Origin of the sequence: Nocardia sp. NBC_01730 (assembly GCF_035920445.1) — a bacterium.
Lineage (GTDB): Bacteria > Actinomycetota > Actinomycetes > Mycobacteriales > Mycobacteriaceae > Nocardia.
In genome coordinates this window covers 3,436,246-3,459,619 of the sequence record NZ_CP109162.1, presented here as the reverse complement: position 1 = coordinate 3,459,619, position 23,374 = coordinate 3,436,246, and the positions used below count along the sequence as shown (strand labels likewise).

At 67.4% G+C, this 23,374-nt stretch carries 23 protein-coding genes and 1 pseudogene; 20 read left to right on the top strand and 4 right to left on the bottom strand.

What is annotated here, in order from left to right; genetic code table 11:
- Positions 1-48: 48 nt before the first annotated feature.
- The 3 genes from hflX (at position 49) to OHB12_RS13515 (ending at position 4,075) form a co-directional block, all read left to right on the top strand.
- Complete coding sequence (gene hflX, locus OHB12_RS13525) at positions 49-1,497, top strand: GTPase HflX (protein WP_327121083.1); 1,449 nt, start codon at positions 49-51, stop codon at positions 1,495-1,497.
- A gap of 291 nt (positions 1,498-1,788) precedes the next feature.
- Complete coding sequence (locus tag OHB12_RS13520; RefSeq protein ID WP_327119497.1) at positions 1,789-2,691, top strand: lysophospholipid acyltransferase family protein; 903 nt, start codon at positions 1,789-1,791, stop codon at positions 2,689-2,691.
- Between the two features lie 238 nt (positions 2,692-2,929).
- On the top strand, positions 2,930-4,075 hold the full coding sequence (locus OHB12_RS13515) for an acyl-CoA dehydrogenase family protein (protein ID WP_327121081.1): 1,146 nt from the start codon (positions 2,930-2,932) through the stop codon (positions 4,073-4,075).
- Between the two features lie 99 nt (positions 4,076-4,174).
- Here OHB12_RS13515 and OHB12_RS13510 read toward each other — a convergent pair whose 3' ends face one another.
- The 4 genes from OHB12_RS13510 to OHB12_RS13495 form a co-directional block, all read right to left on the bottom strand.
- On the bottom strand, positions 4,175-4,798 hold the full coding sequence (locus OHB12_RS13510) for a hypothetical protein (RefSeq protein WP_327119495.1): 624 nt from the start codon (positions 4,796-4,798) through the stop codon (positions 4,175-4,177).
- Positions 4,799-5,265: 467 nt separating this feature from the next.
- A complete protein-coding gene (locus OHB12_RS13505) occupies positions 5,266-6,837 on the bottom strand; it encodes a sensor histidine kinase (RefSeq protein ID WP_327119493.1) in 1,572 nt (523 codons plus the stop codon).
- 19 nt (positions 6,838-6,856) lie between these two features.
- Entirely contained in the window at positions 6,857-7,999 is a 1,143-nt protein-coding gene (locus tag OHB12_RS13500) for an RNA-guided endonuclease InsQ/TnpB family protein (protein ID WP_327119491.1), read from the bottom strand.
- 74 nt (positions 8,000-8,073) lie between these two features.
- Positions 8,074-8,760 (bottom strand): response regulator transcription factor, encoded by a 687-nt coding sequence (locus OHB12_RS13495; RefSeq protein WP_327119489.1) that lies wholly within the window; start codon positions 8,758-8,760, stop codon positions 8,074-8,076.
- Between the two features lie 120 nt (positions 8,761-8,880).
- On the opposite strand from OHB12_RS13495, the gene OHB12_RS13490 reads away from it, so the two are divergent.
- The 17 genes and pseudogenes from OHB12_RS13490 to hypE all read left to right on the top strand — a co-directional run bounded on the left by OHB12_RS13490 (position 8,881) and on the right by hypE (position 23,361).
- Positions 8,881-9,264, top strand: a complete 384-nt coding sequence (locus OHB12_RS13490) for a PepSY domain-containing protein (protein ID WP_327119487.1) — start codon at positions 8,881-8,883, stop codon at positions 9,262-9,264.
- Positions 9,265-9,483: 219 nt separating this feature from the next.
- Positions 9,484-9,858 carry a hydrogenase maturation nickel metallochaperone HypA/HybF gene (locus OHB12_RS13485; RefSeq protein ID WP_327119485.1) on the top strand — a complete coding sequence of 125 codons (375 nt, stop codon included), beginning with the start codon at positions 9,484-9,486 and terminating at the stop codon, positions 9,856-9,858.
- Positions 9,816-10,643: a hydrogenase nickel incorporation protein HypB gene (gene hypB, locus OHB12_RS13480; RefSeq protein WP_327119483.1), complete on the top strand. Its 828-nt coding sequence runs from the start codon at positions 9,816-9,818 to the stop codon at positions 10,641-10,643. Before OHB12_RS13485 ends, hypB begins: the two co-directional genes overlap by 43 nt.
- 91 nt (positions 10,644-10,734) lie before the next feature.
- Positions 10,735-11,790 (top strand): hydrogenase expression protein HypE, encoded by a 1,056-nt coding sequence (locus OHB12_RS13475; protein WP_327119481.1) that lies wholly within the window; start codon positions 10,735-10,737, stop codon positions 11,788-11,790.
- A gap of 11 nt (positions 11,791-11,801) precedes the next feature.
- Entirely contained in the window at positions 11,802-13,598 is a 1,797-nt protein-coding gene (locus tag OHB12_RS13470) for a nickel-dependent hydrogenase large subunit (protein WP_327119479.1), read from the top strand.
- Between the two features lie 29 nt (positions 13,599-13,627).
- Positions 13,628-14,542: a NifU family protein gene (locus OHB12_RS13465; RefSeq protein ID WP_327119477.1), complete on the top strand. Its 915-nt coding sequence runs from the start codon at positions 13,628-13,630 to the stop codon at positions 14,540-14,542.
- Positions 14,539-15,177 carry a DUF5947 family protein gene (locus tag OHB12_RS13460; protein WP_327119475.1) on the top strand — a complete coding sequence of 213 codons (639 nt, stop codon included), beginning with the start codon at positions 14,539-14,541 and terminating at the stop codon, positions 15,175-15,177. The genes OHB12_RS13465 and OHB12_RS13460 overlap by 4 nt, the downstream gene beginning before the upstream one ends.
- Complete coding sequence (locus OHB12_RS13455) at positions 15,174-15,821, top strand: DUF6084 family protein (RefSeq protein WP_327119473.1); 648 nt, start codon at positions 15,174-15,176, stop codon at positions 15,819-15,821. The genes OHB12_RS13460 and OHB12_RS13455 overlap by 4 nt, the downstream gene beginning before the upstream one ends.
- Entirely contained in the window at positions 15,818-17,143 is a 1,326-nt protein-coding gene (locus OHB12_RS13450) for a hypothetical protein (protein WP_327119471.1), read from the top strand. The genes OHB12_RS13455 and OHB12_RS13450 overlap by 4 nt, the downstream gene beginning before the upstream one ends.
- Positions 17,144-17,156: 13 nt before the next feature.
- Positions 17,157-17,276 carry a DUF6893 family small protein gene (locus OHB12_RS36310; protein ID WP_442800035.1) on the top strand — a complete coding sequence of 40 codons (120 nt, stop codon included), beginning with the start codon at positions 17,157-17,159 and terminating at the stop codon, positions 17,274-17,276.
- A gap of 23 nt (positions 17,277-17,299) precedes the next feature.
- Entirely contained in the window at positions 17,300-17,617 is a 318-nt protein-coding gene (locus OHB12_RS13445; protein WP_327119469.1) for a hypothetical protein, read from the top strand.
- A 13-nt stretch (positions 17,618-17,630) separates the two neighbouring features.
- Positions 17,631-18,086, top strand: a pseudogene (locus OHB12_RS13440) (hydrogenase maturation protease); the annotation flags it as partial.
- 90 nt (positions 18,087-18,176) lie between these two features.
- Positions 18,177-18,419 (top strand): HypC/HybG/HupF family hydrogenase formation chaperone, encoded by a 243-nt coding sequence (locus tag OHB12_RS13435; RefSeq protein WP_327119465.1) that lies wholly within the window; start codon positions 18,177-18,179, stop codon positions 18,417-18,419.
- The gene (locus tag OHB12_RS13430) at positions 18,416-20,839 is read left to right on the top strand and encodes a carbamoyltransferase HypF (protein ID WP_327119463.1); all 2,424 of its coding nucleotides are present in this window, start codon (positions 18,416-18,418) and stop codon (positions 20,837-20,839) included. Before OHB12_RS13435 ends, OHB12_RS13430 begins: the two co-directional genes overlap by 4 nt.
- 17 nt (positions 20,840-20,856) lie before the next feature.
- Complete coding sequence (locus tag OHB12_RS13425; protein ID WP_327119461.1) at positions 20,857-21,183, top strand: HypC/HybG/HupF family hydrogenase formation chaperone; 327 nt, start codon at positions 20,857-20,859, stop codon at positions 21,181-21,183.
- A complete protein-coding gene (hypD, locus tag OHB12_RS13420; protein WP_327119459.1) occupies positions 21,180-22,292 on the top strand; it encodes a hydrogenase formation protein HypD in 1,113 nt (370 codons plus the stop codon). Before OHB12_RS13425 ends, hypD begins: the two co-directional genes overlap by 4 nt.
- Positions 22,285-23,361, top strand: coding sequence for a hydrogenase expression/formation protein HypE (gene hypE / locus OHB12_RS13415; RefSeq protein WP_327119457.1), 1,077 nt, complete (start codon positions 22,285-22,287; stop codon positions 23,359-23,361). The genes hypD and hypE overlap by 8 nt, the downstream gene beginning before the upstream one ends.
- Positions 23,362-23,374 lie beyond the last annotated feature (13 nt).

Here is a 23,374-nt window from a genome sequence, read left to right as displayed (position 1 = left end):
TTCGATGACACTGAGACCGGTGACGTCGTCGCCGAGCACGCCGCCCGGATGAAACGCACGGGTTGGTCCGGCGACCCGACGGCCGGCGAACTGCAGTTGGAGGACCGCAGCTCGCTACGTCGTGTGGCCGGTCTGTCCACCGAACTCACCGACATCACCGAGGTCGAGTATCGCCAGCTGCGCCTGGAACGCGTCGTGCTGGTCGGTGTCTGGACCACCGGGACCGCCATGCAGGCGGAGGCGAGCATGGCCGAGCTGGCCGCGCTGGCCGAGACCGCGGGCTCCGAGGTGCTCGAGGCGCTGATCCAGCGCCGCGACCGGCCGGACCCGGCCACCTACATCGGCTCCGGCAAGGCCGACGAACTGCGTTCCGTGGTGCTGGAAACCGGCGCGGACACCGTGATCTGCGACGGTGAGCTGACCCCCGCGCAGCTGACCGCGCTGGAGAAGGTGGCCAAGGTGAAGGTGATCGATCGGACCGCCTTGATCCTGGACATCTTCGCCCAGCACGCGACCTCCCGCGAGGGTAAGGCGCAGGTCTCGCTGGCCCAGATGGAGTACATGCTGCCGCGCCTGCGTGGCTGGGGTGAGTCCATGTCCCGGCAGGCCGGTGGCCGCGCGGGCAGCAACGGCGGCGTCGGCCTGCGTGGTCCCGGTGAGACCAAGATCGAAACCGACCGCCGTCGCATTCGTGAGCGAATGGCCAAGCTGCGTCGCGATATTCGTGAGATGAAGACCGCGCGTGACACCATGCGGGCGCGCCGCAACTCCAGCGGCATCCCGTCGGTGGCGATCATCGGGTACACCAATGCCGGCAAGTCGAGCCTGATGAACGCCCTTACCGGCTCCGGTGTGCTGGTGCAGGACGCGCTGTTCGCCACCCTCGACCCGACCACCCGCCGAGCCGGCCTGGACGACGGTCGCGAGGTCGTCTTCACCGACACCGTCGGCTTCGTTCGCCACCTGCCGACCCAACTGGTCGAGGCGTTCCGCTCCACCCTGGAGGAGGTGACCGGCGCCGACCTGCTGCTGCACGTGGTCGACGGCTCGGACGCGCTGCCCGCCGAACAGATCAAAGCGGTCCGCGAAGTGGTGACGGACGTGATCAAGGAATCCGGCGCGCCTGCTCCGCCGGAACTGCTCGTGGTCAACAAGATCGACGCGATCGAGCCGATCGAGCGCACCCACCTGCGCGGACTGCTACCGGACGCATCGTTCGTCTCGGCCAACACCGGCCTCGGTATCGACACACTGCGCGCGCGCCTCGCCGAAATGCTCGGTGGGCTGGACGTGGAGATCAGTGTGTTGCTGCCGTACACGCGTGGCGACTTGCTCGCCCGCATCCACGCCGACGGCCGCATCCTGGCCTCCGGCCATGAGGAGGGTGGAACCCGCGTTCGTGCCCGAGTCCCGCACGCCCTCGCCGCGGCCCTGTCGGCGTACGCGCACGCGGGAACGGCCGGTGCCCCGGAGACTGACGGGCATTCGTCCGCGTAGCGACAGGGTCGCCGGTCTGTCCTGCGCGGACGGATACCGGTTCTTGTTGTTCGCTGGTGGATACCGCCGATCGGTTCCGCGCAGGATCTCATGGGCGGTGTGGGTGGATTCACATCAGGCCAGGCGCGAGTGGCCGTGCGGATGTCGCGTCCGCGGTTACCTGCGGCTTCGCTACGGGCCGTCGGTGCGAACGCCCGACCTGGTCGGACGTGTCGCCGGACGCCTCGCACATCGAATGCGACACAGTCGATTTCGTTCTATATCGTCGGCGCATCGACAGCAGGAGGGTTCATGTCGGACGACCGCTCCGGGTCCGCCGATTCCGGTGATCGGCATTCCGATGCCAAGGGCGCCGATCCGGTGCTCAGTGACGGTGCGCCACTGTCGGTTTCGCTGACCGACACCGATCTGCGGGTGATCGACACCCTGCTGGCGCCGCTGCGCGCGTGGACGAGCCCGCGATTCTACGGCCTGGAGAACCTTCCCGCCGACGGTCCGGTGCTGCTGGTCGGCAACCACAACCTGATGGGCGGCATCGACGCACCGTTGCTGCTGCCCGAAGTGCTGCGCCGCCGTGGCCGCCTGATCCGCGGCCTGGCCGAAAACGTGCTGATCAACGTCCCCGGACTGCGCCACCTCCTGCACCACTACGGCGTGGTGCGCGGAACCAGGGGCAACTGTCTTGCCCTGCTCCGGCGCGGCGAGGCCGTCATGGTCTTCCCGGGCGGCGGTCGCGAGGCGGTGCGCCGCAAGAACCAGAAGTACCTGCTGAGGTGGGAAGGTCGCAGCGGCTTCGCCCACATGGCCATCGAGGCGGGTGCCCCGATCGTCCCGGTCGCCATGATCGGTGTCGATGACGCCTACGACATCGTCGTCGACGGTGATCATCCGGTTCTGCGCCCACTGCGCTGGACCGTCGAAGCCCTCGGGCTCAGCCGCGATCTCACCCCTCCGCTCATCCGCGGCGTCGGCCCCACCGTCATCCCGCGCCCGGAGCGCTTCTACTTCTCCGTGGGCGCCCCGATCGACCCGGCGCCCTGGTGCGGCGCCGACGACATGCACGCGGCCGCCAAGGAATTCCGCGATGTGGTGCGCAAGGCGCTGGAGGAGGAGATGAATTTCCTCTTCGCCGAACGCGAGCGTGACCAGGGGCGGACCTTGGTCGGTCGCCTGCGTTGTTGGCTGAACATCTGACGACCGATCCGATTCGCAATCATTCTGAGATGACCGGGCCCGGCCCCGTGACCACCGGTGGGCACCCGCGGCCTTCGCGTTTGCCGAGAATCTCGCTCGACGTTCCGAAGCTACGCCCTCAGTCCAGGTGAGGAAGGGGTTCCGGCCCAGAAGTGAACAGGGATTCTCTTTCCGGGTACCGTATGTGGCAACGAAGGCTGGTGTGGACCGGCTGGTGTGGGTCATTAGGAGGTTTGGCGTGCAGCGCACACTGTTCGAACCAGAACACGAACTCTTCCGGGAGTCGTACCGCAAGTTTCTCGATCAGCACGTCGCGCCGAATCACACGAAGTGGGAAGAGCAGGGCATCGTCGACCGCGAGGTCTGGCTGGAGGCGGGTAAGCAGGGCTTCCTCGGCATGGCCATGCCGGAGGAGTACGGCGGCGGCGGGGTCGCGGACTTCCGCTACAACGCCATCGTCGCCGAGGAGTCGGTCCGTCGTCAGTACTCCGGTCTCGGCTTCGCTCTGCACAACGATGTGATCGCCCCTTACCTGCTGGAGCTGGCCGACGACGAGCAGAAGCAGCGCTGGCTGCCCGGTTTCTGCTCCGGCGAGATCATCACCGCGATCGCCATGACCGAGCCTGGTACCGGTTCGGACCTGCAGGGCATCAAGACCCGCGCGGTGCGCGACGGTGATGACTGGATCCTCAACGGCGCCAAGACTTTCATCACCAACGGCATCAACTCCGACATCGTGATCGTGGTCGCGCAAACCGACCCGGACAAAGGCGCCATGGGCTTCAGCCTGCTCGTGGTCGAGCGCGGCATGCCCGGCTTCGAACGCGGCCGAAACCTGGACAAGCTCGGCCTGAAGGCGCAGGACACGGCCGAACTGAGCTTCATCGACGTGCGCGTGCCCGGCAACAACCTGCTCGGCACCGAGGGCATGGGCTTCATCCACCTCATGCGCAACCTGCCCCAGGAGCGCCTGTCGATCGCCGTCATGGCGGCCGCGGCGATGGAGGCCTGCCTGGAGATGACCGTCCAGTACGTCCGCGACCGCAAGGCGTTCGGCAAGCCGATCGGCGCACTGCAGAACACCCGCTTCGTGCTCGCCGAGCTGGCCACCAAGACCACTGCGGTGCGTCTCATGGTCGACAAGTTCATCGAAATGCTCAACGAGGGCGAACTCACCGCCGAGGACGCCGCCATGGCCAAGTGGTGGAGTACCGAAGAGCAACTCGACCTGATCAACCGCTGCCTGCAGCTGCACGGCGGCTACGGCTACATGAAGGAATACCCCATCGCCAAGGCCTATATGGACGCCCGCGTCCAGACCATCTATGGCGGCACCACCGAGATCATGAAGGAAATCATCGGGCGCAGCTTGAAACTGGCTTGATGGGAGGCAGTTTCCAGCTCCAGCCGGCGGCGGGGTCCCGTCGCCGGCTGGAGTTTCGTCTGTCCGGCACTGTCACGGTGCGCGTTCGTTCGACCGCGATCAAGCCATCTCGGGCACGCGCAGGTGAGCGAAAGCCAGGTCGAACTCCGTCACCTCGAGCACGTCGGCACCCATCCGCCGGGTCGCCGCCGCCCTGATCTGATCCGCCTTTTCGCGGCTGTTGTCCAGCGCCTGGCGGCTCGCCCAGACCGTCGCGCCTACCACTCGGCCGGTTGCGCGGTCGACGAACAGACTGGCGCTGCGGAACCCGTCGATCATCTCGGACTCCGGCAGCACTCCCACCTTGAAGGTGTCGATCACCTGGTCGATGTTGTCCGGATCGGTCTGCAGCCACGCGCACCGAGTGCATGCGCCTTCGCCGGCCGGGTGATCACGGTGCATAACCGCGATTTCCCATTCTTCGACCCGCTCGACCGGGCCGTTGAGCATGTGGGCCAGACCATCACGCAGTGGTTGGGCCCGCCCTCTGCTGGCATGCATCGCGCCCTCTGATTCCCATGCGGTTGTGGCGATGCAGCGCCCTGATGCCCGGTCCGCCATCAACGACAGTCCAACCCACCCTTCGATCTCGGACAGATTCGGCATCACTTCATCGCGGAGGTTTGCGATCCCGTTGTCGATCGATGACGGCTGGGCCGCAATTGTGCTTGAACGTGCGTACACGAGCTACCTCCTGCACTGGTCAGGGCGGCGCCCCGGTGGCGCCACCGGACACACCTACCTTCCTCTAGTGTGAGCGTGCGCGCAATGCCTCATTTAGCGGGCATATTCTCCGTTTATTAGAACCGGGCACGCCGAAATGTTCGGCCGCGGCCAGCGCGGTCTGGGAATGAGATATGAAGGTGCGGAAAGGAATCGATTATCGAGTGGTGCGGGTCTTTTTCGGCAGCGTCGTGATGATTCCGGGAAAGTTTCTCATATAGGTGATTTCCCTTCTCCGACTGCTTTTAGCAGATGCGTGCAGCGCCGGCGTCAGGAAAGGCGCAGAAATGGATTCCCTCGCGCTGGTGGCGGACGTCGAGCCGTGGTAGCCGGTCGGCCACGTTACGAATCTCGACAACAGGAGACGCGGTCTGAAGTGATAGCTGACGGGACGCGACAAGGCGTTCGTGACAGCGGGCGAGCGGTACTCACACATCGACCGTGGGGAGGGTGACAACGAAGCGGGCGCCGCCGTCGATACCATCGGTGACGCGGATGTCACCTCCGTGCCGTTCGATGACGTCGCGGACAATGGCGAGGCCGAGTCCTGCGCCGCCTTCGTCGCGGCTGCGGGCATCGTCCAGGCGGACGAAACGCTGGAAGATTCGGGCCCGGTCGGCTTCCGGAACACCGGGTCCGTCGTCGGCGACCTCCAGCACGGCCGTGTGATCGCCTGTGTGGTGCAGGCCGACTCGCACGGTGGTGGCCGCGTGCCGCTGGGCGTTGTCGACGAGGTTGCCCAGTAGGCGGGCGAGCTGGAGTCGGCTGCCGGTGACCGAGACCGGGGCGTTCGGCGGCACGGTGTCGACGGTGATCCGGTCGCCGACCCGGTGGGCCAGTTCGTCACGGATCAGTGCGGCCAGGTCGACGCGATCCGCACGGGGTTGCTCGCCCGCGTCGAGCCGGGCCAGCAGCAACAGATCGGCGGCGAGATGTTCCAGCCGGACGGTGTCTCCGATCACACCGTCCAGTTCGAGCAGGTGCGGGTGCGCCTGGGCGACCTCGAGTTGGGTGCGCAAGCTGGCGATGGGGCTGCGCAGTTCGTGCGCGGCGTCGGCGATGAAGCGACGCTGGCGTTCCGCGGATGCCTCCAAAGCGGCAAGTGTCGCGTTGGTAGTGCTTGCGAGCCTGGCGATTTCGTCGCGCGAGGCGGATTCCGGGACGCGGCGGGACAGGTCGCCGTCGTCCATGATTTCGGCGAGCTCGGACCGGATCGACTCGACCGGGCGCAGGGCACGGCGGGTGACCAGCCAGGTCACCCCGGCGACCACGGCGAGCAGCGGCGGCAGGCCGATCAGCATGGCTTGCCGCGCGTCGGCCACCGCGCTGTCGGCGGTGTCGAGGGAGACGCCGGCGTAGACCGTGGCGGGTTGCCCGCCCGCGGTGGTCGCCGCGACCGCGGCCACCCGGAAGGGGCTGGGTTGGTCCCCGTCCACCGTCAGCCGCACATCGCCGAACATGACCTCGGTCGTGGTCGGGTTGTTGACGGCGGCAGTGGGCGGCTCGTCCTCGCAGTCCTCGCAGTCCTCGCAGTCCTTCTCGTCCTGGTCGTCGTCCCGGTCGTCCTTGTCGTCCTGTTCGTTCTCGTCTTCCTGGGACGTCGAGTACGGGCCGAAGTCGGCCATGGGCGGTTGGTCGCGGATGTCGTCGTCGGCCGCCAGAACCCGGCGGTCGGCCGAAACGACCTGCACCGGTTGGTCGTCGGCGTCGGGCAGCTTCAACCGTGTGAGGTCGGTGCTCGCCGCGAGCTGGGTGGCCACGTCGCGGGCTGTCGTCTCCGCCTGCAGACTCGCACTCTCGACCAAGTTGTGCCGCAGCACCGCGAGCACCGCCAGCCCAGCGGCGGTCAGGGCCACCGCGACGACGGCGGTGGCCGCGACGGTGGTGCGCGCCCGGACCGAACTCCACCACCCGCGCCTGCGTCTCAGTTGTTCATTGACTTCTCTCTGCCCTGAAGGGCGGAGGTTCCCACCCTCGCGAGCGGGGGTTTCCTGGTTCATCGACGGTTGCCTCCCAGCATCAGCTGCGGGGCGGTCTCACACCATCTCCGCAGGCTAGAACCGCCAGCCCGGCGGCTTCGATGTTCTTTGCCGCGTTCACGTCTCGGTCGTGGAACGCCCCGCAAGGGCATGTCCACTCGCGCACGTGAAGCGACATTGTCGTATTGATGCGCCCGCATGTCGAGCACGTTTTCGACGACGGATAGAACCGGTCGACAGCAACGACGGTCCTGCCGTACCAGTCCGCCTTGTACTCGAGCATCGACCGGAACTGTGACCAGCTCGCGTCGGAGATGGCGCGAGCCAACGATCGATTGCGGACCATGTTCCGCACACTCAGGTCCTCGATGGCGATCACTTGGTTTTCGCGCACCAACCGAGTCGAGAGCTTGTGTAAATGGTCCCGGCGCCGGTCGGCGATCCGGGCATGGATTCTCGCGACCCCGAGCCTGGCTTTCGCCCGGTTCCGCGAACCCTTCTGCTTCCTGGAGAGGACACGCTGAGCCTTCGCGAGTCGCTCCCGGTCGCGTTTCTCGTGTCGCGGATTCGACACCTTCTCCCCACTGGAGAATGTGTAGAGGCTCGTGATTCCCGCGTCCACGCCGATAGCACTGCCGATCGGCGTGTGCGCGATGGTCGTGTCCTCGACCAGGATCGAAATGTGGTAGCGGCCACGCGCGTCCTTCGACACCGTGACCTGCGAAGGTGATGCACCATCGGGCAGCGGCCGAGACCAGCGGATGTCCAGCGGCTCGGATTGTTTGGCGAGTCTGATCTGCCCGTCGCGGTAGGTGAAGCAGTTCGAGAAGTAGGTCGCCGACTCCTTGGACCGGCCCTTCTTCTTGAACTGGGGGTAACCGGTCTGCTTGCGCCAGAACTTGTCGTAGGCGCTTTGCAGGTTTCGCAGCGCCGCTTGCAGTGGCCCCTTGGATGGCTCGGTAAGCCAATGGGTTTCGAGGTCGCGTTTCCACTGCGTGAGCATTTTGTCGGATTCGGCGTAGCTGATCCTGCGCTGTTCCTGCGTCCACGCCCGCGAACGCTCCGCCAATGCTCGGTTGTACACGTGGCGAACGCAGCCGAAAGTGCGGGCGAGCTGCTCGCACTGCTCGCCTGTGGGATAGAAGCGGTACTTGTAGGCCCGCTTCACCAACTTCGAACACATGTTCGATAGGATAGCACGTCACCGCGTCACGGACTCGATGCGTTAACTCCGCTGCGAACGACGGAGCATGCGCGCTACAAACCATCGTCACGGTCGGCCACCAGCCGGTAGCCCGCGCCGCGGACGGTGGTGATCGATCGGCGATCGAATGGAGCGTCGATCTTGCGCCGCAGCGTGCTGATGTAGACCTCGACGATGTTCGGGTCGCCGTCGTAGGCGAAGTCCCAGACATGCTGGAGGATATCGGCTTTCGGCACCACCTCCCCGGCGCGCACGGCCAGGTGCTCGAGGACGGCGAACTCCTTCGCGGTGAGCGTCACGTCTTGGGCGCCGCGCCGGCACGTGTGGGTGTTGGGGTCCACGATCAGATCGCCGATGCGCAATACCTGTGCGCCGCCACGTGTTCGGCGGCGCAAAAGGGCGCGGATACGGGCGAGCAGCACCACATAAGAGAACGGCTTGCTGAGGTAGTCGTCGGCACCGGTGTCCAAGCCTTCCGCCTCGTCGTATTCGCCGTCCTTCGCGGTGAGCATCAGCACCGGTGTCTCATGGCCCGCGGCGCGCAGCGTGGCGCATACCCGGTAGCCGTTCATGCCCGGCAGCATGATGTCGAGGATGATCAGGTCGTAGTCGGTGGTGGTGGCCGAGTGCAGCCCCTCGGTGCCGTCGTGGACGACGTCCACGGCGAATCCCTCGGCGGACAACCCTTTTGCGAGGGCGAGGGCCAGACGCTTCTCGTCTTCCACAATCAGCAGACGCATCCCCCAAGGGTGACAGACAGTTCCTTAAGCGATCTTCAGGTGGCTTCAGGTCGCCTTCAGCTTCGCTTTGCCACAGTGGTGCTCACATTCGAGAGCACCACTCCCGCAGGAGGTTTCACCATGGCAGCCGTTTTCCACCGCGCATTCGCCGGTCTTCGCTGGATCCTCGTCGGCGCCGCCGCGGTGGCCGTCGTCGCCGGCGTGAGCCACGCCGTCGCGACCGTCGCTACCGGCGGGAACGGCGGGAACGGCGGGAACACCGTCGCTTTCTCCACGCCCGCCACGGGCTGGTCGCTGATCGCGGACCCCGGCATCACCCGGCAGCAGGCCATCGACAAAGCGGTCGAAGCCGTGCCGGGCGGCCGGGCGGGGTCCGCCGAGTTCGACACCGACGGCGGCAGCGCGGTGTGGGAGGTCGAACTCGTTACCCCCGACGGTGTGGAGCATGAGGTGACCGTCGACGCGAACAGCGGCAAAGTACTCGCGACCGTCAACCACGACTGACTGCCGACGCATCCCGTCGTAGCGGTATGAGGCATTTTCTTCCTCCCGCCGGCCGAGATCGCAGCGGGACCTCGGCCAGCGCGAGAGACCGGGCTCCGGCGAGCGACGTGTGCGTCGCTCGCCGGAGTCTCGGCATTTGCCAGGGTGTCGCTGATTTCGCACGCCGGCCCTCGGCGCGGGAGTAGCCTCGAAGGGTCCTCTCGAGGAGTGGAGGCCGCGATGCACGAAATGGCTATAACCCAGAGTGTCATCGACGCCGCCTGCGAGCACGCGGCGGGACGGCGGGTGTACTCCGTCACCGTCGAGGTCGGCGCGCTCTGCGCCGTCGTGCCAGGGGCCATGCGGTTCTGCTTCGAACTGGCGGCCGAGGCGACGGTGGCGGCCGGGGCGGAGCTGGTCCTCGTGGAAATTCCGGGCGTCGCGGCATGCCGCAGCTGCGGCGCCGAATTCCGGCTCGCCGATCCGATCCTGCTGTGTCCGTGCGGCAGCGCCGATGTGGAGATCCGGTCCGGGCGCGAGCTGCGTATCCGATCGATGGAGGTGAGCGAGACATGTGCGCAACCTGCGGATGTGGCGACGACGCGGCGGCCGTGATCCGCGTCCCGCACGAGCATCACCACGACGACGGGCACGACCACGCCCACTCGTCCGAGCATGACCACCCACACGGCGCGGACCACGTCCACCTGCCCGCCACCGAGACGGTCAGCCTGGAATTGAAGGTCCTCGCCAAGAATGATGAATTGGCGCGGCGCAACCGGGCCTGGTTGGCCGAGCGCGACATCCTGGCACTCAATATGACAAGTTCCCCTGGCGCGGGCAAGACGTCCCTGCTGGAGCGGACCATCCGCGAGTTCGGCCCGCCGATCGCGGTCATCGAAGGCGACCAGGCGACGGTGCTGGACGCCGAACGGATCAGGGCGACCGGCTGCCGCGTCGTCCAGATCAACACCGGTGCGGGGTGCCACCTCGATGCCGAGATGGTGTATCGCGCGCTGGAGACCCTCGATCCCGGGCCGGGCACGCTGTTGTTCGTCGAGAACGTCGGCAACCTGGTCTGCCCGGCGCTGTTCGATCTCGGCGAGCGCGACAAGGTCGTGATCATCTCGGTGACCGAGGGGACCGACAAGCCGCTGAAGTACCCACACATGTTCCAGGCGGCGGGCCTGGTGCTCGTCAACAAGATGGACCTGCTGCCCTACGTCGATTTCGACCTCGACAGATGTCGTGAGTACGCCACCTCGGTACACCCCGGGGTCGAGGTCCTTCCACTCTCGGTGACCACCGGAGAAGGACTCTCTCGCTGGTACGACTGGCTAGCGGCGCAGCGCCGCCGGGCCGGTGTCGGGGCCTTGAGCAAGGTATGGGGCGAGCTTTAAGATTACGTGACCAGGATCACATCAATGGGTGGCCTTCTTCGAGAAAGGTGAGATCGGCTACCGATGGTCCGCTGCGGAAGGTGGCAGTCCGATGCCTACACGAGAAGCAGTACAAGCCGAGGACACGTTGATCCACGTTCTCTGGATCAACGCAGGACTCAGTTGTGACGGTGACTCGGTCGCGCTGACCGCAGCCACTCAGCCGAGCGTCGAAGAGATCGCCCTCGGCGCCCTTCCCGGCCTGCCGAAGATCGCCGTGCACTGGCCGCTCATCGATTTCGAGTGCGGCCCCAATGGCGGTGCCGACGACTTCCTGGAGTGGTTCTTCAAGGCCGACCGCGGCGAGATCGATCCGTTCGTGCTGGTGGTGGAGGGGTCGATCCCGAACGAGCAACTCCACGAGGACGGCTACTGGTGCGGGTTCGGCAACAATCCCGCCACCGGCCAGCCCATGACGACCAGCGAATGGCTGGACCGCCTCGCGCCCAAGGCGACCGCCGTGGTAGCGGTGGGCACGTGCGCGACCTATGGCGGCATCCACGCGATGGCGGGCAACCCGACCGGCGCAATGGGCGTACCCGACTATCTCGGCTGGGATTGGACGAGTAAAGCGGGCATTCCGATCGTGTGCGTGCCCGGGTGCCCGATCCAGCCGGACAACCTGTCGGAGACGCTCACCTACCTGCTCTACTTGGCGACCGGACAGGCGCCGATGATTCCGCTCGACGAAGCACTGCGGCCGAAGTGGCTGTTCGGCGCGACCGTGCACGAGGGTTGCGACCGCGCGGGCTACTACGAGCAGGGGGAGTTCGCCACCGAATACGGTTCGCCGAAATGCATTGTGAAACTGGGGTGTTGGGGCCCGGTGGTCAAGTGCAACGTGCCCAAGCGCGGGTGGATCAACGGCGTGGGCGGCTGCCCGAACGTGGGCGGCATCTGCATCGGCTGCACCATGCCCGGATTCCCGGACAAGTTCATGCCGTTCATGGACGAACCGCCCGGCGGAAAGTTCTCATCCACCGCGTCGGGGCTCTACGGATCGGTGATCCGCAGCCTCCGTCACATCACGGCCCGCACGGTCGACAAGGAGCCGCACTGGCGGCACAGGGGCCAAAAGCTGGACACCGGCGCGACTCGTACCTGGTAGGAGGGTCTCTGATGACACAGATCATCCCGGAGCCGTCACGCCGCACGATCGAACCGGACCGTCTCGTCGAGATGGCCTGGGACCCGATCACCCGGATAGTCGGCAGCCTCGGCATCTACACCAAGATCGACTTCGAGAATCGCGAAGTGGTCGAGTGCCACAGCACCTCGTCCATCTTCCGCGGCTATTCGATCTTCATGCGCGGCAAGGACCCGCGCGACGCGCACTTCATCACCAGCCGTATCTGCGGTATCTGTGGGGACAACCACGCGACCTGCTCGTGCTACTGCCAGAACATGGCCTATGGCGTGCAGCCGCCGCACCTCGGCGAATGGATCGTCAACCTCGGCGAGGCCGCCGAGTACATGTTCGACCACAACATCTTCCAGGAGAACCTGGTCGGCGTGGACTTCTGCGAGAAGATGGTCGCCGAGACCAATCCCGGCGTGCTGGCCAGGGCGGAGAACACCGAGGCGCCGCACGCGGGCGACCACGGCTACCGCACGATCGCCGACATCATGCGGGCACTCAACCCGTTCACCGGCGATTTCTACCGGGAGGCGCTACAGGTCAGTCGCACCACCCGCGAGATGTTCTGTCTGATGGAAGGCAGGCACGTGCATCCCTCGACGCTGTACCCCGGCGGCGTGGGCACTGTCGCGACGGTCCAGCTGATGACCGACTACATGTCCCGGCTCATGCGCTACGTCGAGTTCATGAAGAAGGTCGTGCCCATGCACGACGACCTCTTCGACTTCTTCTACGAGGCGTTGCCCGGTTACGACCAGGTCGGCCTTCGGCGCACGCTGCTGGGTTGCTGGGGCTCGTTCCAGGATCCCGAGGTCTGCAACTTCCAGTACAAGGACATGGAGGACTGGGGCCGCAAGATGTTCGTCACGCCGGGCGTCGTGGTGGACGGGAAGCTCCTCACCACCTCTCTGGTGGATATCAACCTCGGCATCCGAATCCATTTGGGCAGTTCGTATTACGAGGACTGGACCGATCAGGAGATGTTCGTGCCGACTGATCCGCTCGGCAACCCGGTGGACCGGCGCCACCCCTGGAACCAGCACACGAATCCCAAGCCGCAGAAGCGCGACCTCGACGACAAGTACAGCTGGGTGATGTCGCCGCGTTGGTTCGACGGCACCAACCACCTCGCCCTGGACACCGGCGGCGGCCCGCTGGCGCGGCTGTGGTCGACGGCGCTGGCCAACCTGGTCGACATCGGCTACGTGAAGGCGACCGGGAACAGCGTGCAGATCAACCTGCCCAAGACCGCGGTCAAAGGCCCGGTCACCCTGGAATGGAAGATCCCCGCGTACGGCAGCAACACGATCGAACGCAACCGTGCCCGCACCTACTTCCAGGCGTACGCGGCGGCCTGCGCGCTGCACTTCGCGGAGAAAGCCCTCGCAGAGATCAGGGCGGGCCACACCAAGACCTGGGAGAAGTTCGAGGTGCCCGACGAGAGCATCGGCTGCGGTTTCACCGAGGCGGTGCGTGGTGTGCTGTCGCACCACATGGTGATCCGGGACGGGAAGATCGCGAACTATCACCCGTATCCGCCGACGCCATGGAACGCCAGCCCGCGCGACAGCTACGGCACGCCGGGTCCGTACGAGGACGCGGTGCAGGGTCAGCCGATCTTCGAGGAGAACGACCGCGAGCACTTCAAGGGCATCGACATCATGCGCACCGTGCGCAGTTTCGATCCCTGCCTGCCGTGCGGCGTGCACATGTATCTCGGCAACGGACAGACGGTGGAGAAACTGCACTCACCGACCCAGACGCTTACCGGGGAGTGAGTGTTCCGGATCCGGCGACAGGACGGGAGATGACGGTGGACGATCGCCCGGACGACCAGGACAACGCAACGCCCGACAGCCGATGGCGCGAGGCGGGCGATCGCATCGAGACGCTGCTGGAGGCGAGTTCGGCGGGCGGTACCCTCGTCCGCGAACGCGCCGAACAGTTGGTGCGCGAGGTCGCCGACCTCTACGGCGCGGGTCTGGCCCGCGTGCTCGGGCTGCTGGACGCGGCGGCGATCGAGCGGCTGGCCCGCGACGATCTGGTCGCGAGCCTGCTGCTCGTGCACGGGTTGCATCCGCACGACGTGCACACCAGGGTGCGCACGGCGCTGGACAGTGTGCGCCCCTACCTCGGTTCGCACGGCGGTGACGTCAGCCTGGTCGGCATCACCGACGGCGTGGTCCGCCTGGAGCTGGCGGGCAGTTGCCGCAGCTGCCCGTCCTCGTCGGTGACGCTGGAGCTGGCTGTCGAGGACGCGGTCCGTGCGGCAGCGCCGGAGATCGAGTCCATCGAAGTCGTCGCGCAGACGGAGTCGGCGGGGCTGATCTCCGCCGACTCTCTGTTCACACGGGTGCACGCGAACGGCGACCGGTCCGGAAGCTGGATCGCGGTCCCCGAACTGGCCGAGCTGCGTCCCGGCGAAGTGGGCGGGTTCGCCGTCGCCGGGCTTGCGGTGCTGGCCTGCCGGGTGGGTTCGGACGTGTTCGCCTACCGGGACCGCTGCCCGGCCTGCGACCACTCGCTGGCGGGCGCCGTGCTGCATCGGCGTGCCGGGTTTCCGGTCGGTGACGCGGTGCTGCGCTGCCCGACTTGCCGAGCGCACTTCGACGCCGTGCACGCCGGTGCGCGAGTGGATGGCGACGAACACCTCGAGCCACTTCCGGTGCTCGTCCGCTCCGGCGAACTGTCGGTGGCGGTGCCGGTGGAGGTGCGCGGGTGAATACGCCGTTCCGGGTCCTGCAGCGGATTACCGCCAACGGCAAGTCCGCGCCGCGGGCGGGTGAACGGTGCGAGATGTGCGCCGAACAGATCGCCGACGAGCACCAGCATGTGGTGAATGTCGAAGGCCGCCAGCTGATGTGCGTATGCCGCAGCTGCTATCTGCTGTTCGTGGACCAGAACGCGGCGCTGCGCTATCGGGCAGTGCCGGATCGGTATCTCGCGTTTCCCGGCTTCACGATCAGCCAGGGCGAATGGGACGCGTTGGAGATACCGGTCGGCCTTGCGTTCTTCTTCCGCAACTCGGCGTTGGGCAGGACCGTGGCCTTCTATCCAGGACCAGCGGGCGCGACCGAATCGGAACTTCCGCTGGCGCAGTGGAACTCGATCCTGGAGCGGCACCCCGAACTCGACGTCCTCGCCCCCGACGTCGAGGCGCTCCTGATCCGGGTGCCCGAACGCGGAACCGCGGCGGCGAGCTGCCTGCTGCTGCCGATCGACGCCTGCTACGAATTCGTCGGCCGGATACGGCTGCTGTGGCGCGGATTCGACGGCGGGCAGGACGTACGGCGCTACCTGGACGAGTTCTTCGCCACCGTGTCGGCGCGCGCGCGACGGGGTGGTGGTGCGGCATGAGCCCGGTCTACTCGACGACGTTCGCCGTGCTGGAGATGAAGCCGGAACCGTACGCCGTCGCACCGATCCTGTCCGCGCGAGTCGGCATCGCCGCACTCGCGGAGGAACCCGTGCACGCGATCGCCCTGCGGGCGCAGGTGCGCATCGAGCCGTTCCGCCGCAGCTACTCTGAGGAGGAAGGCTCGGGGCTGGCCGACCTGTTCGGCCCGCGCGAGCGCTGGCACGCCACGCAGCGGTCGTTCCTCTGGATGCATTGCGCCACCATGGTTCCCGGGTTCACCGGTGGCGCGGAGGTGGATCTGCCGATGCCGTGCACCTATGACTTCGAGGTAGCCGGGTCGAAGTATCTGCACGCGCTGCGCGAGGGCGTCGTTCCATTGCTGTTCCTGTTCAGCGGCACGGTCTTCATCAAGGGCAGCGGCGGATTCGCGATCCAGCAGATTCCCTGGGACCGCGAGGACAAGTTCGACATGCCGGTCTCGGTCTGGCACGACCTGATGGCGGCGCACTTCCCGAACACCGGCTGGCTGCGCCTGCACCGGGACACCCTCGATGCCCTCACCGCCTACAAGTCCGGGCACGGCCTGCTCGGTTTCGACGACACGGTGACCCAGCTGCTGGCCCGCTCGGAGGAGCTACCGTGACCGCCGACTCCTGCGCCCGCGCCCGTGCCGTCGCCGACGCGGTGCTGTACGAGGGCTACCTGCTGTACCCGTATCGGGCGAACTCGCGTAAGAACCAGTCGCGCTGGCAGTTCGGTGTGCTGGGACCGGACAGCGCCGCCGCGGCCGGGCTCGGCGAGGAGTCGACGATGTCGGCGCAGTGCCTGATCGATCCGGGCGAGAACCCGATGCTCACCTGCACAATCCGATTCCTCCAGCTCCAGCGGCGACAGGTGGTGGACAGCGCTGGTACACCGGTCGCCGAGCTGACCGTCGATGCGCGGTCGTGTTTGTCCTGGGACGAGGCCGTCGTGCGGGAACTCGTCGTCGGCCCGCTGGTGCCCACGAATCTCGTTCGGCCACTGAGTATTTCGGGCGGAACAGACACCGAGGAGATCACCGACGCATCGGGACGGTTGGTGGGCGCGTTCGTGCGTACCCGACTGCCGCTCGCGGGCCGATTCGATCTCACGATCGACCAGGACGACCGGTACCTGCGGCTCACGATCGCGGTCCGCAATATGGGCGCGCCAGCCGCCGACAAGCAGGACGCCATCGCCCGCTCGCTGATCGGTACGCACCTCATCGCGGAAGTCGCTGGCGCACAGTTCGTTTCGCTGCTGGACCCGCCGCCCGCCGCCGCGGCTGCGGCCGAACGCTGCGACCGGCACCGCTGCTTCCCGGTGCTTGCCGGACCGTCCGGCGACCACAGCCTGCTGCTGATCTCGCCGATCATCCTCTACGACCACCCGGAGATAGCCGAGCAGAGCGAGGGACCGCTGTTCGACTCCACCGAGATCGACGAAATCCTCACCCTGCGCGTCATGACAATGACCGACGAGGAGAAGGTGCTGGCGCGCGCGACCGATCCGCGCGCCGCCGAGATCATCGATCGCTGCGACGGAATGACGCCCGAGGACCTGCGCCGTCTGCACGGTGTGCTGCGCGACCCGCACCTCGATCCGCCGCGACTGATACCGGAGGTTCCCGAAGGCATCGATTGGTGGGACCCGTCGGCCGACAACGATGTTCGCCCGGAATCCGATGCGGTGCCGGTCGCGGGTGTGCTGGTGCACAAGGGAAGCCGAGTCCGGCTGCATCCGTCTCGTCGGGCCGATGCCCAGGACCTGTTCTTCGACGGCAAGCCCGCCCGGGTCGTCTCGGTGCACGAGGACGTCGACGGGCAAGCGCATGTCGGTGTCGTGCTGGACGACGACCCGGCGGCCGATCTGCACGAATGGTACGGCCGCTACTTGTATTTCGCGCCCGACGAACTGGAGCCACTCGACAGCCCCGACAAGTGAAAGGAAGTCCGCTATGGAAGCGGTGGGAGTGATCTCGACGGCCATCGTCGCCGTGCTGGCGGCGGCCGGTCTGTATCTCGGCCTGCGGGCGATACCGGATCTTCGGCGATATCTGAAGATTCGGCACATGTAGTGGCCGACCGGAAGGGAAACATTATGGGTAACCAACGAGAAGAGCCGCAAGCGGCACGCGGCGAGCCGGGTTCGCGAGACACCGGCTCCGACACCGTTGCCGGTGGCCCTACCGAACGCGAACCGGGCGATATCGGACACGAGGAGACCACCTCCGCCCACGGCACCGACTCCAAACGTCGGACGGAGTTCACCACGACGCCGGGCTCCAGCGCCGAACCGGCCACCCCGCCCTACGAGGGACGCAAGCAGACCGCGAACGAACCGGACGAGACGGCGACCGGCAAGGTCGACGACGCGAACGTCGGCGGCGCGACGGCGCCGACCGAAGGGGAGGGGTGATCAGACGGCCACGGTGCTGATCGCCGGGATCGGCAACATCTTCCTGGGCGACGACGGATTCGGACCCGAGGTCGTGCGGCGGCTGCCGCACTACCCCCACGCCGGTGTGCGCGTGATGGACTACGGCATTCGCGGCATGCACCTCGCCTATGACCTGCTGGACGCCTGGGACGCGCTGGTGCTGATCGATGCGCTGCCCGATCGCGGGGAGCCCGGCCGTGTCGAGGTGTTCCGCGCCGCAACCGCCGACGCCGACGCCGTGCACCTCGACGCGCACGCGATGACTCCTGCCGCCGTGTTCGCCGGGGTGCGCGCGCTCGGCGGCGCGCTGCCGCCGACCGTCGTGATCGGCTGCCAGGTCGCCTCCGTGGACGACGGGATCGGGCTGTCCGAGCCCGTCGCCGCCGCGGTGGACGACGCGGTCGCCGCTGTCGGCCGTGTCCTCGCGGACTTGATGCCTGTCGGCGCCCAGCCCGTCGAAGGCCACGCGGTGCAGGTCGGCACAGTCCGGGACGGCTCGTCGCCGTCGCCGACCAGAGTGCGACAGGAGGAATGACCGATGTGTCTTGGCATCCCGGGACGAGTGGTGGACATCCTCGATGGCTACCACGACCAGATCGCACTCGTCGACGTGTCCGGTGAGCAGCGGAAGGTGAATATCGGCCTGCTCGGTGACGATCCGGCGCGGCCGGGCGACTGGGTGATCATCCACATGGGCTTCGTCGTCGAGAAGACCGACGAGGCCGGCGCCGCGGCGGCGCTGGACGGGCTGCGCCTGCTGCAGCGCGGAGACCAACCATGACCGCCGTGCGGTCGCGGCGCCGCCTGCTCGTGCGCGGCGTGGTCCAAGGCGTCGGATTCCGGCCGTTCGTCTACACCACCGCGGCCGAACTGGCGCTGGCCGGGAGCGTGAGCAACGACAGCAACGGGGTGGTCATCGAAATCGAGGGCGCGCCAACGGCTCTGGACGAGTTCACCGAGCGGCTGCGCCTGCGGCCGCCGCCGCTCGCGGTGGTCGAATCGGTCGACCAGACCGACCTGCCGGTGCGCGGCGGCACCGGATTCCACATTGCCGACACCACCTGTGCGTGCGGCGGGCGCACACTGGCCTCGCCCGATGTCGCGATCTGCGCCGATTGTGAGCGTGAGCTACGCGACCCAGGCGACCGCCGCTACCGCCACCCGTTCGTCAACTGCACCAATTGCGGGCCGCGGTTCACCATCATCGCCGGCCTGCCCTACGACCGCGAACGGACTTCGATGGCGGACTTCGCCATGTGCGACAGATGCGCCAGGGAGTACGCCGACCCCGGCGACCGCCGTTTCCACGCCCAGCCCATCGCCTGCCCGGAGTGCGGCCCGACGCTGGCGTACTCCGGACCGGGTACGGGTGATCCACTGGCTGCCGCCCGTGAGCTGCTGCGCGCGGGCGGAATCCTCGCGGTCAAAGGCATCGGTGGCTATCACCTCGCCTGCGATGCCGCGAACGAGGCCGCCGTTGCCGAACTGCGCAGGCGGAAACGCCGCGGCGACAAGCCCTTCGCCCTCATGGTGCCCGACCTCGCGACGGCCCGCGATATCGTCGTGGTCGACGACGCGGCCGCCGCGCTGCTGGCCAGCCCGGCCCGCCCGATCGTGCTGCTCTCCCGCCGGGCGGCGTCAACGGCACCCCGCGTGGTCGACGGTGATCCGGAGACGACCGGGTCCGCTCCCGGATCTTTCGGTGCCGCGGCGCCGATGACAGCCAGGTCCGGCGTGCCACGCGATGCGGCTGTTTCCGCCGTGCCGAACGCCGAACGGCACCGTTGCCCGGCCCCAGCCGAATCCGTGGCGCCCGGCAATCCGGACCTGGGTGTCATGATCGCCTACACCCCACTGCACCTCCTGCTGTTCGGCTTACCCGACGATCCGCCCGGCCCGCGAACGCTGGTGATGACCTCCGGCAACCTCGGCGGCGAGCCGATCTGCTACGAGGACGACGACGCTCACAGCCGGCTCGCCGGGCTCGCGGACGGCTGGCTCTCGCACAATCGGCGCATCCTCGTGCCCTGTGACGACTCGGTGGTGCGTTGGCTCGACGGCCATGAGCTGCCGGTGCGCCGTTCGCGCGGCTATGCGCCGCTGCCACTGGCACTGCCGGTCCCGCTGCCGCCGACCCTGGCGGTCGGTGCCGACCTGAAGAACACCTGCGCCGTGGCCGACGGCCGCTATGCCTGGCTCAGTCAGCACATCGGTGACATGGATGATCTGGCCACGCTGCGGTCCTTCGACGCGGCGCAGCGGCATCTCGCGGATCTCACCGGGGTGCGCCCGGTGCAGTTCGTCGCCGATGCGCATCCCGGCTACCGCTCCGCCGCGTGGGCACGCAGGCACGCGGGCGAGCGAGCCGTATACACCGTGCAGCACCATCACGCGCACATCGCCGCCGTGATGGGCGAGCACGGGCTCGGCGCCACCGAGCAGGTGGTCGGCATCGCCTTCGACGGCACCGGATTCGGTCCGGACGGCGCGGTATGGGGCGGCGAGGTCCTGCTGGCCGGCTATAAGGGCTACCGAAGGCTCGCCCACCTGAAATATGTGCCGCTTGCCGGTGGCGATCTCGCGGTCCGCAGACCCTACCGCATGGCGCTGGCACATCTCTGGTCTGCCGGGATCGATTGGAGCGAGGATATTCCCGCGGTCGCCGCGTGCCCGGTGGACGAAAGATCGGTACTGGCACACCAATTCGAGACGGGTCTGGGCTGCGCGCCCACCTCCAGCATGGGCAGGCTGTTCGACGCGGTGTCCTCGCTGACCGGCGTGCGGCACGTGGTCGACTACGAGGCCCAGGCGGCGATCGAGCTGGAAGGGCGGTCGCGCCGCGCGGAGGAAGGCGCGACCGAGTACCGGTTCACGCCTGGGGAGGGCGATCCCGCCGCTATCGATCCCGCCCCCGTGCTGGCGGCCGTGGTGGCAGACGTGCGCAGCGGCGTACCCGCCGCGGTGGTCGGGGCGCGGTTCCACACGGCCGTCGCCCGGTTGGTGCTCGACCTCGCGGTCCGCTACGCCGCGGCCCCGACGACCGTCGCCCTGTCCGGCGGCGTCTTCCAGAACGCCCTGTTGCTCGCGCGGTCGTGTGCGCTGCTGCGGGACAACGGGTTCACCGTGATCAGCCATCACCGGCTGCCGCCCAACGACGGCGGACTCGCGTTCGGGCAACTCCTCGCGGGCGGCGGGGGATGAGCGGAAGGAGAGCAACGATGTGTCTAGCGGTGCCAGGAAAAGTGCTCAGCCTGCATGAGCGCGACGGCACGATGATGTCGGTCGTCGACTTCGGCGGCGTGCACAAGGACGTGTGCTTGCAATACATCCCGGACGCGACCGTCGGCGACTACGTCGTGGTCCATGTGGGATTCGCGATTCAGCGGCTGGACGAGGAGTCCGCGCTGAAGACATTGGCCGAGTTCGAACACCTCGGCGTACTGAACGAGGAATTCGGCGACGGCTTCGCCATCGCCGCCAAGCAGGCGGGTCTCGACAACCCCGCGGCCGAGCCGCCACGCGAGGAACCAGAGGTGACGCCATGAAGTATCTGGACGAATTCAGCAACCCCGAGCTCGCCAAGCATCTGCTCGACCGGATCCGTTCCGCCACGAGCAGACGCTGGGCGATTATGGAAGTCTGTGGCGGACAAACACATTCGATCATTCGCCACGGCATCGACCAGCTGCTGCCCGACCAGATCGAAATGATCCACGGCCCTGGCTGCCCGGTCTGCGTCACCCCGCTCGAGGTGATCGACAAGGCGCTGGAGATCGCGGCACGGCCCGGCGTGATCTTCTGCTCGTTCGGTGACATGCTGCGCGTGCCGGGCAGCACCAAGGATCTGTTCCGGGTCAAGAGCGAGGGTGGCGACGTCCGGGTGGTCTACTCGCCGCTGGACGCGCTCAACCTCGCCAAGGAGAACCCCGATCGCGAGGTCGTGTTCTTCGGCATCGGTTTCGAGACCACCGCGCCTGCCAACGCCATGACGGTGTATCAGGCGAAACGACTCGGCATCCGGAACTTCTCGCTGCTGGTGTCGCATGTGCTCGTTCCGCCTGCCATCGCCGCGATCATGGAGTCGCCCACCTGCCGGGTGCAGGCATTCCTCGCGGCCGGGCATGTCTGCACGGTGATGGGCACCGACGAATACCCGCCACTGGCTGCGAAGTACCGGGTTCCCATGGTGGTCACCGGATTCGAGCCGCTGGACATCCTGGAGGGCATCCGCCGCACCGTGCTGCAACTGGAAACCGGCAGGCACGAACTGGAGAACGCCTATCCGCGCGCGGTGGCCGCGGCGGGCAACCCGGTCGCGAAAGCCATGCTGCAGGATGTCTTCGAGGTGACCGACCGGGCGTGGCGTGGCATCGGCATGATTCCGCGCAGCGGCTGGCGGCTGTCGGAGCGCTACCGCGAGTTCGACGCCGAAGAGCGCTTCTCGGTAGGGGATCTGCACACCGCCGAGTCGTCGATCTGCCGCTCGGGTGAGGTGCTGCAGGGGCTCATCAAACCGAATGAGTGCGCGGCCTTCGGTAAGGAGTGCACGCCACGCAACCCGTTGGGCGCCACCATGGTGTCCTCGGAAGGCGCGTGCGCCGCCTACTACCTCTACCGTCGGCTCGATCTCCCGGCGGAGGTGGCTCATGCCTGAGGAAGGCACAGCTCCCGTGGCGATCGACATGGACGGCTGGGTGTGTCCGATGCCGTTGCGGGATTCGCCGAACATCGTGATGGGCCATGGCGGTGGCGGCGCGATGTCCGGCGAGCTGATCGAGCATCTGTTCCTGCCCGCGTTCGGCTCGGCCGCGCAGGCGGACATGGGCGACTCCGCGGTGGTCACGCTCGGCGGCGCCCGGCTGGCGTTCTCCACGGACTCGTTCGTCGTCAAACCGCTCGTCTTCCCCGGCGGCACGATCGGGGAGCTCGCGGTCAACGGCACGGTGAACGATCTGGCCATGGCCGGCGCGCGCCCGATGGTGCTGTCGACCGCGTTCATCCTGGAGGAGGGCACCGCACTGGCCGACATCGCGCGCATCGCGCAGGCGGTCGGCACCGCGGCCTTGGCGGCGGGGGTTCAGCTGGTCACCGGGGATACCAAGGTGGTCGACGCCGGGCACGGTGACGGGATCTATCTCAACACCGCGGGAATCGGCCTCGTGGACCCCGGCGTGGACATCCGGCCGCAGCGCGCGACCCCGGGCGACGTCGTGCTGGTCAGCGGCGACATCGGGGTGCACGGCATCGCGGTGCTCAGCTGCCGCGAGGGATTGGAGTTCGGCACCACCGTGCTCAGCGACACCGCGCCGCTGCACGGACTGGTCGCGGCGATGCTGGCGACCGGCGCCGACGTACACATGCTGCGCGATCCCACCCGCGGCGGCGTCGCCGCGTCGCTCAACGAGATCGCTCGCGCCGCGAATGTCGGTGTGGCGCTGGACGAGCGGCAGCTCCCGGTCCCCGCGGGCGTGCGGGACGCGTGCGGGCTGCTCGGGCTGGACCCGATGTACGTGGCCAACGAGGGCAAGCTTCTCGCGTTCGTCGCCGCTCAGGACGCGGACCGCGTGCTCGCGGCGATGCGGCAGCACCCGCTGGGTGCGCAGGCAGCGGCCATCGGCCGGTGCGTCGCCGAGCATCCCGGGATGGTGGTGGCCCGCACGGCCCTCGGCGGCACGCGCGTGGTGGACCTGCCCGCGGGAGAGCAGCTGCCGCGTATCTGTTGAGACGGCGGCGTGA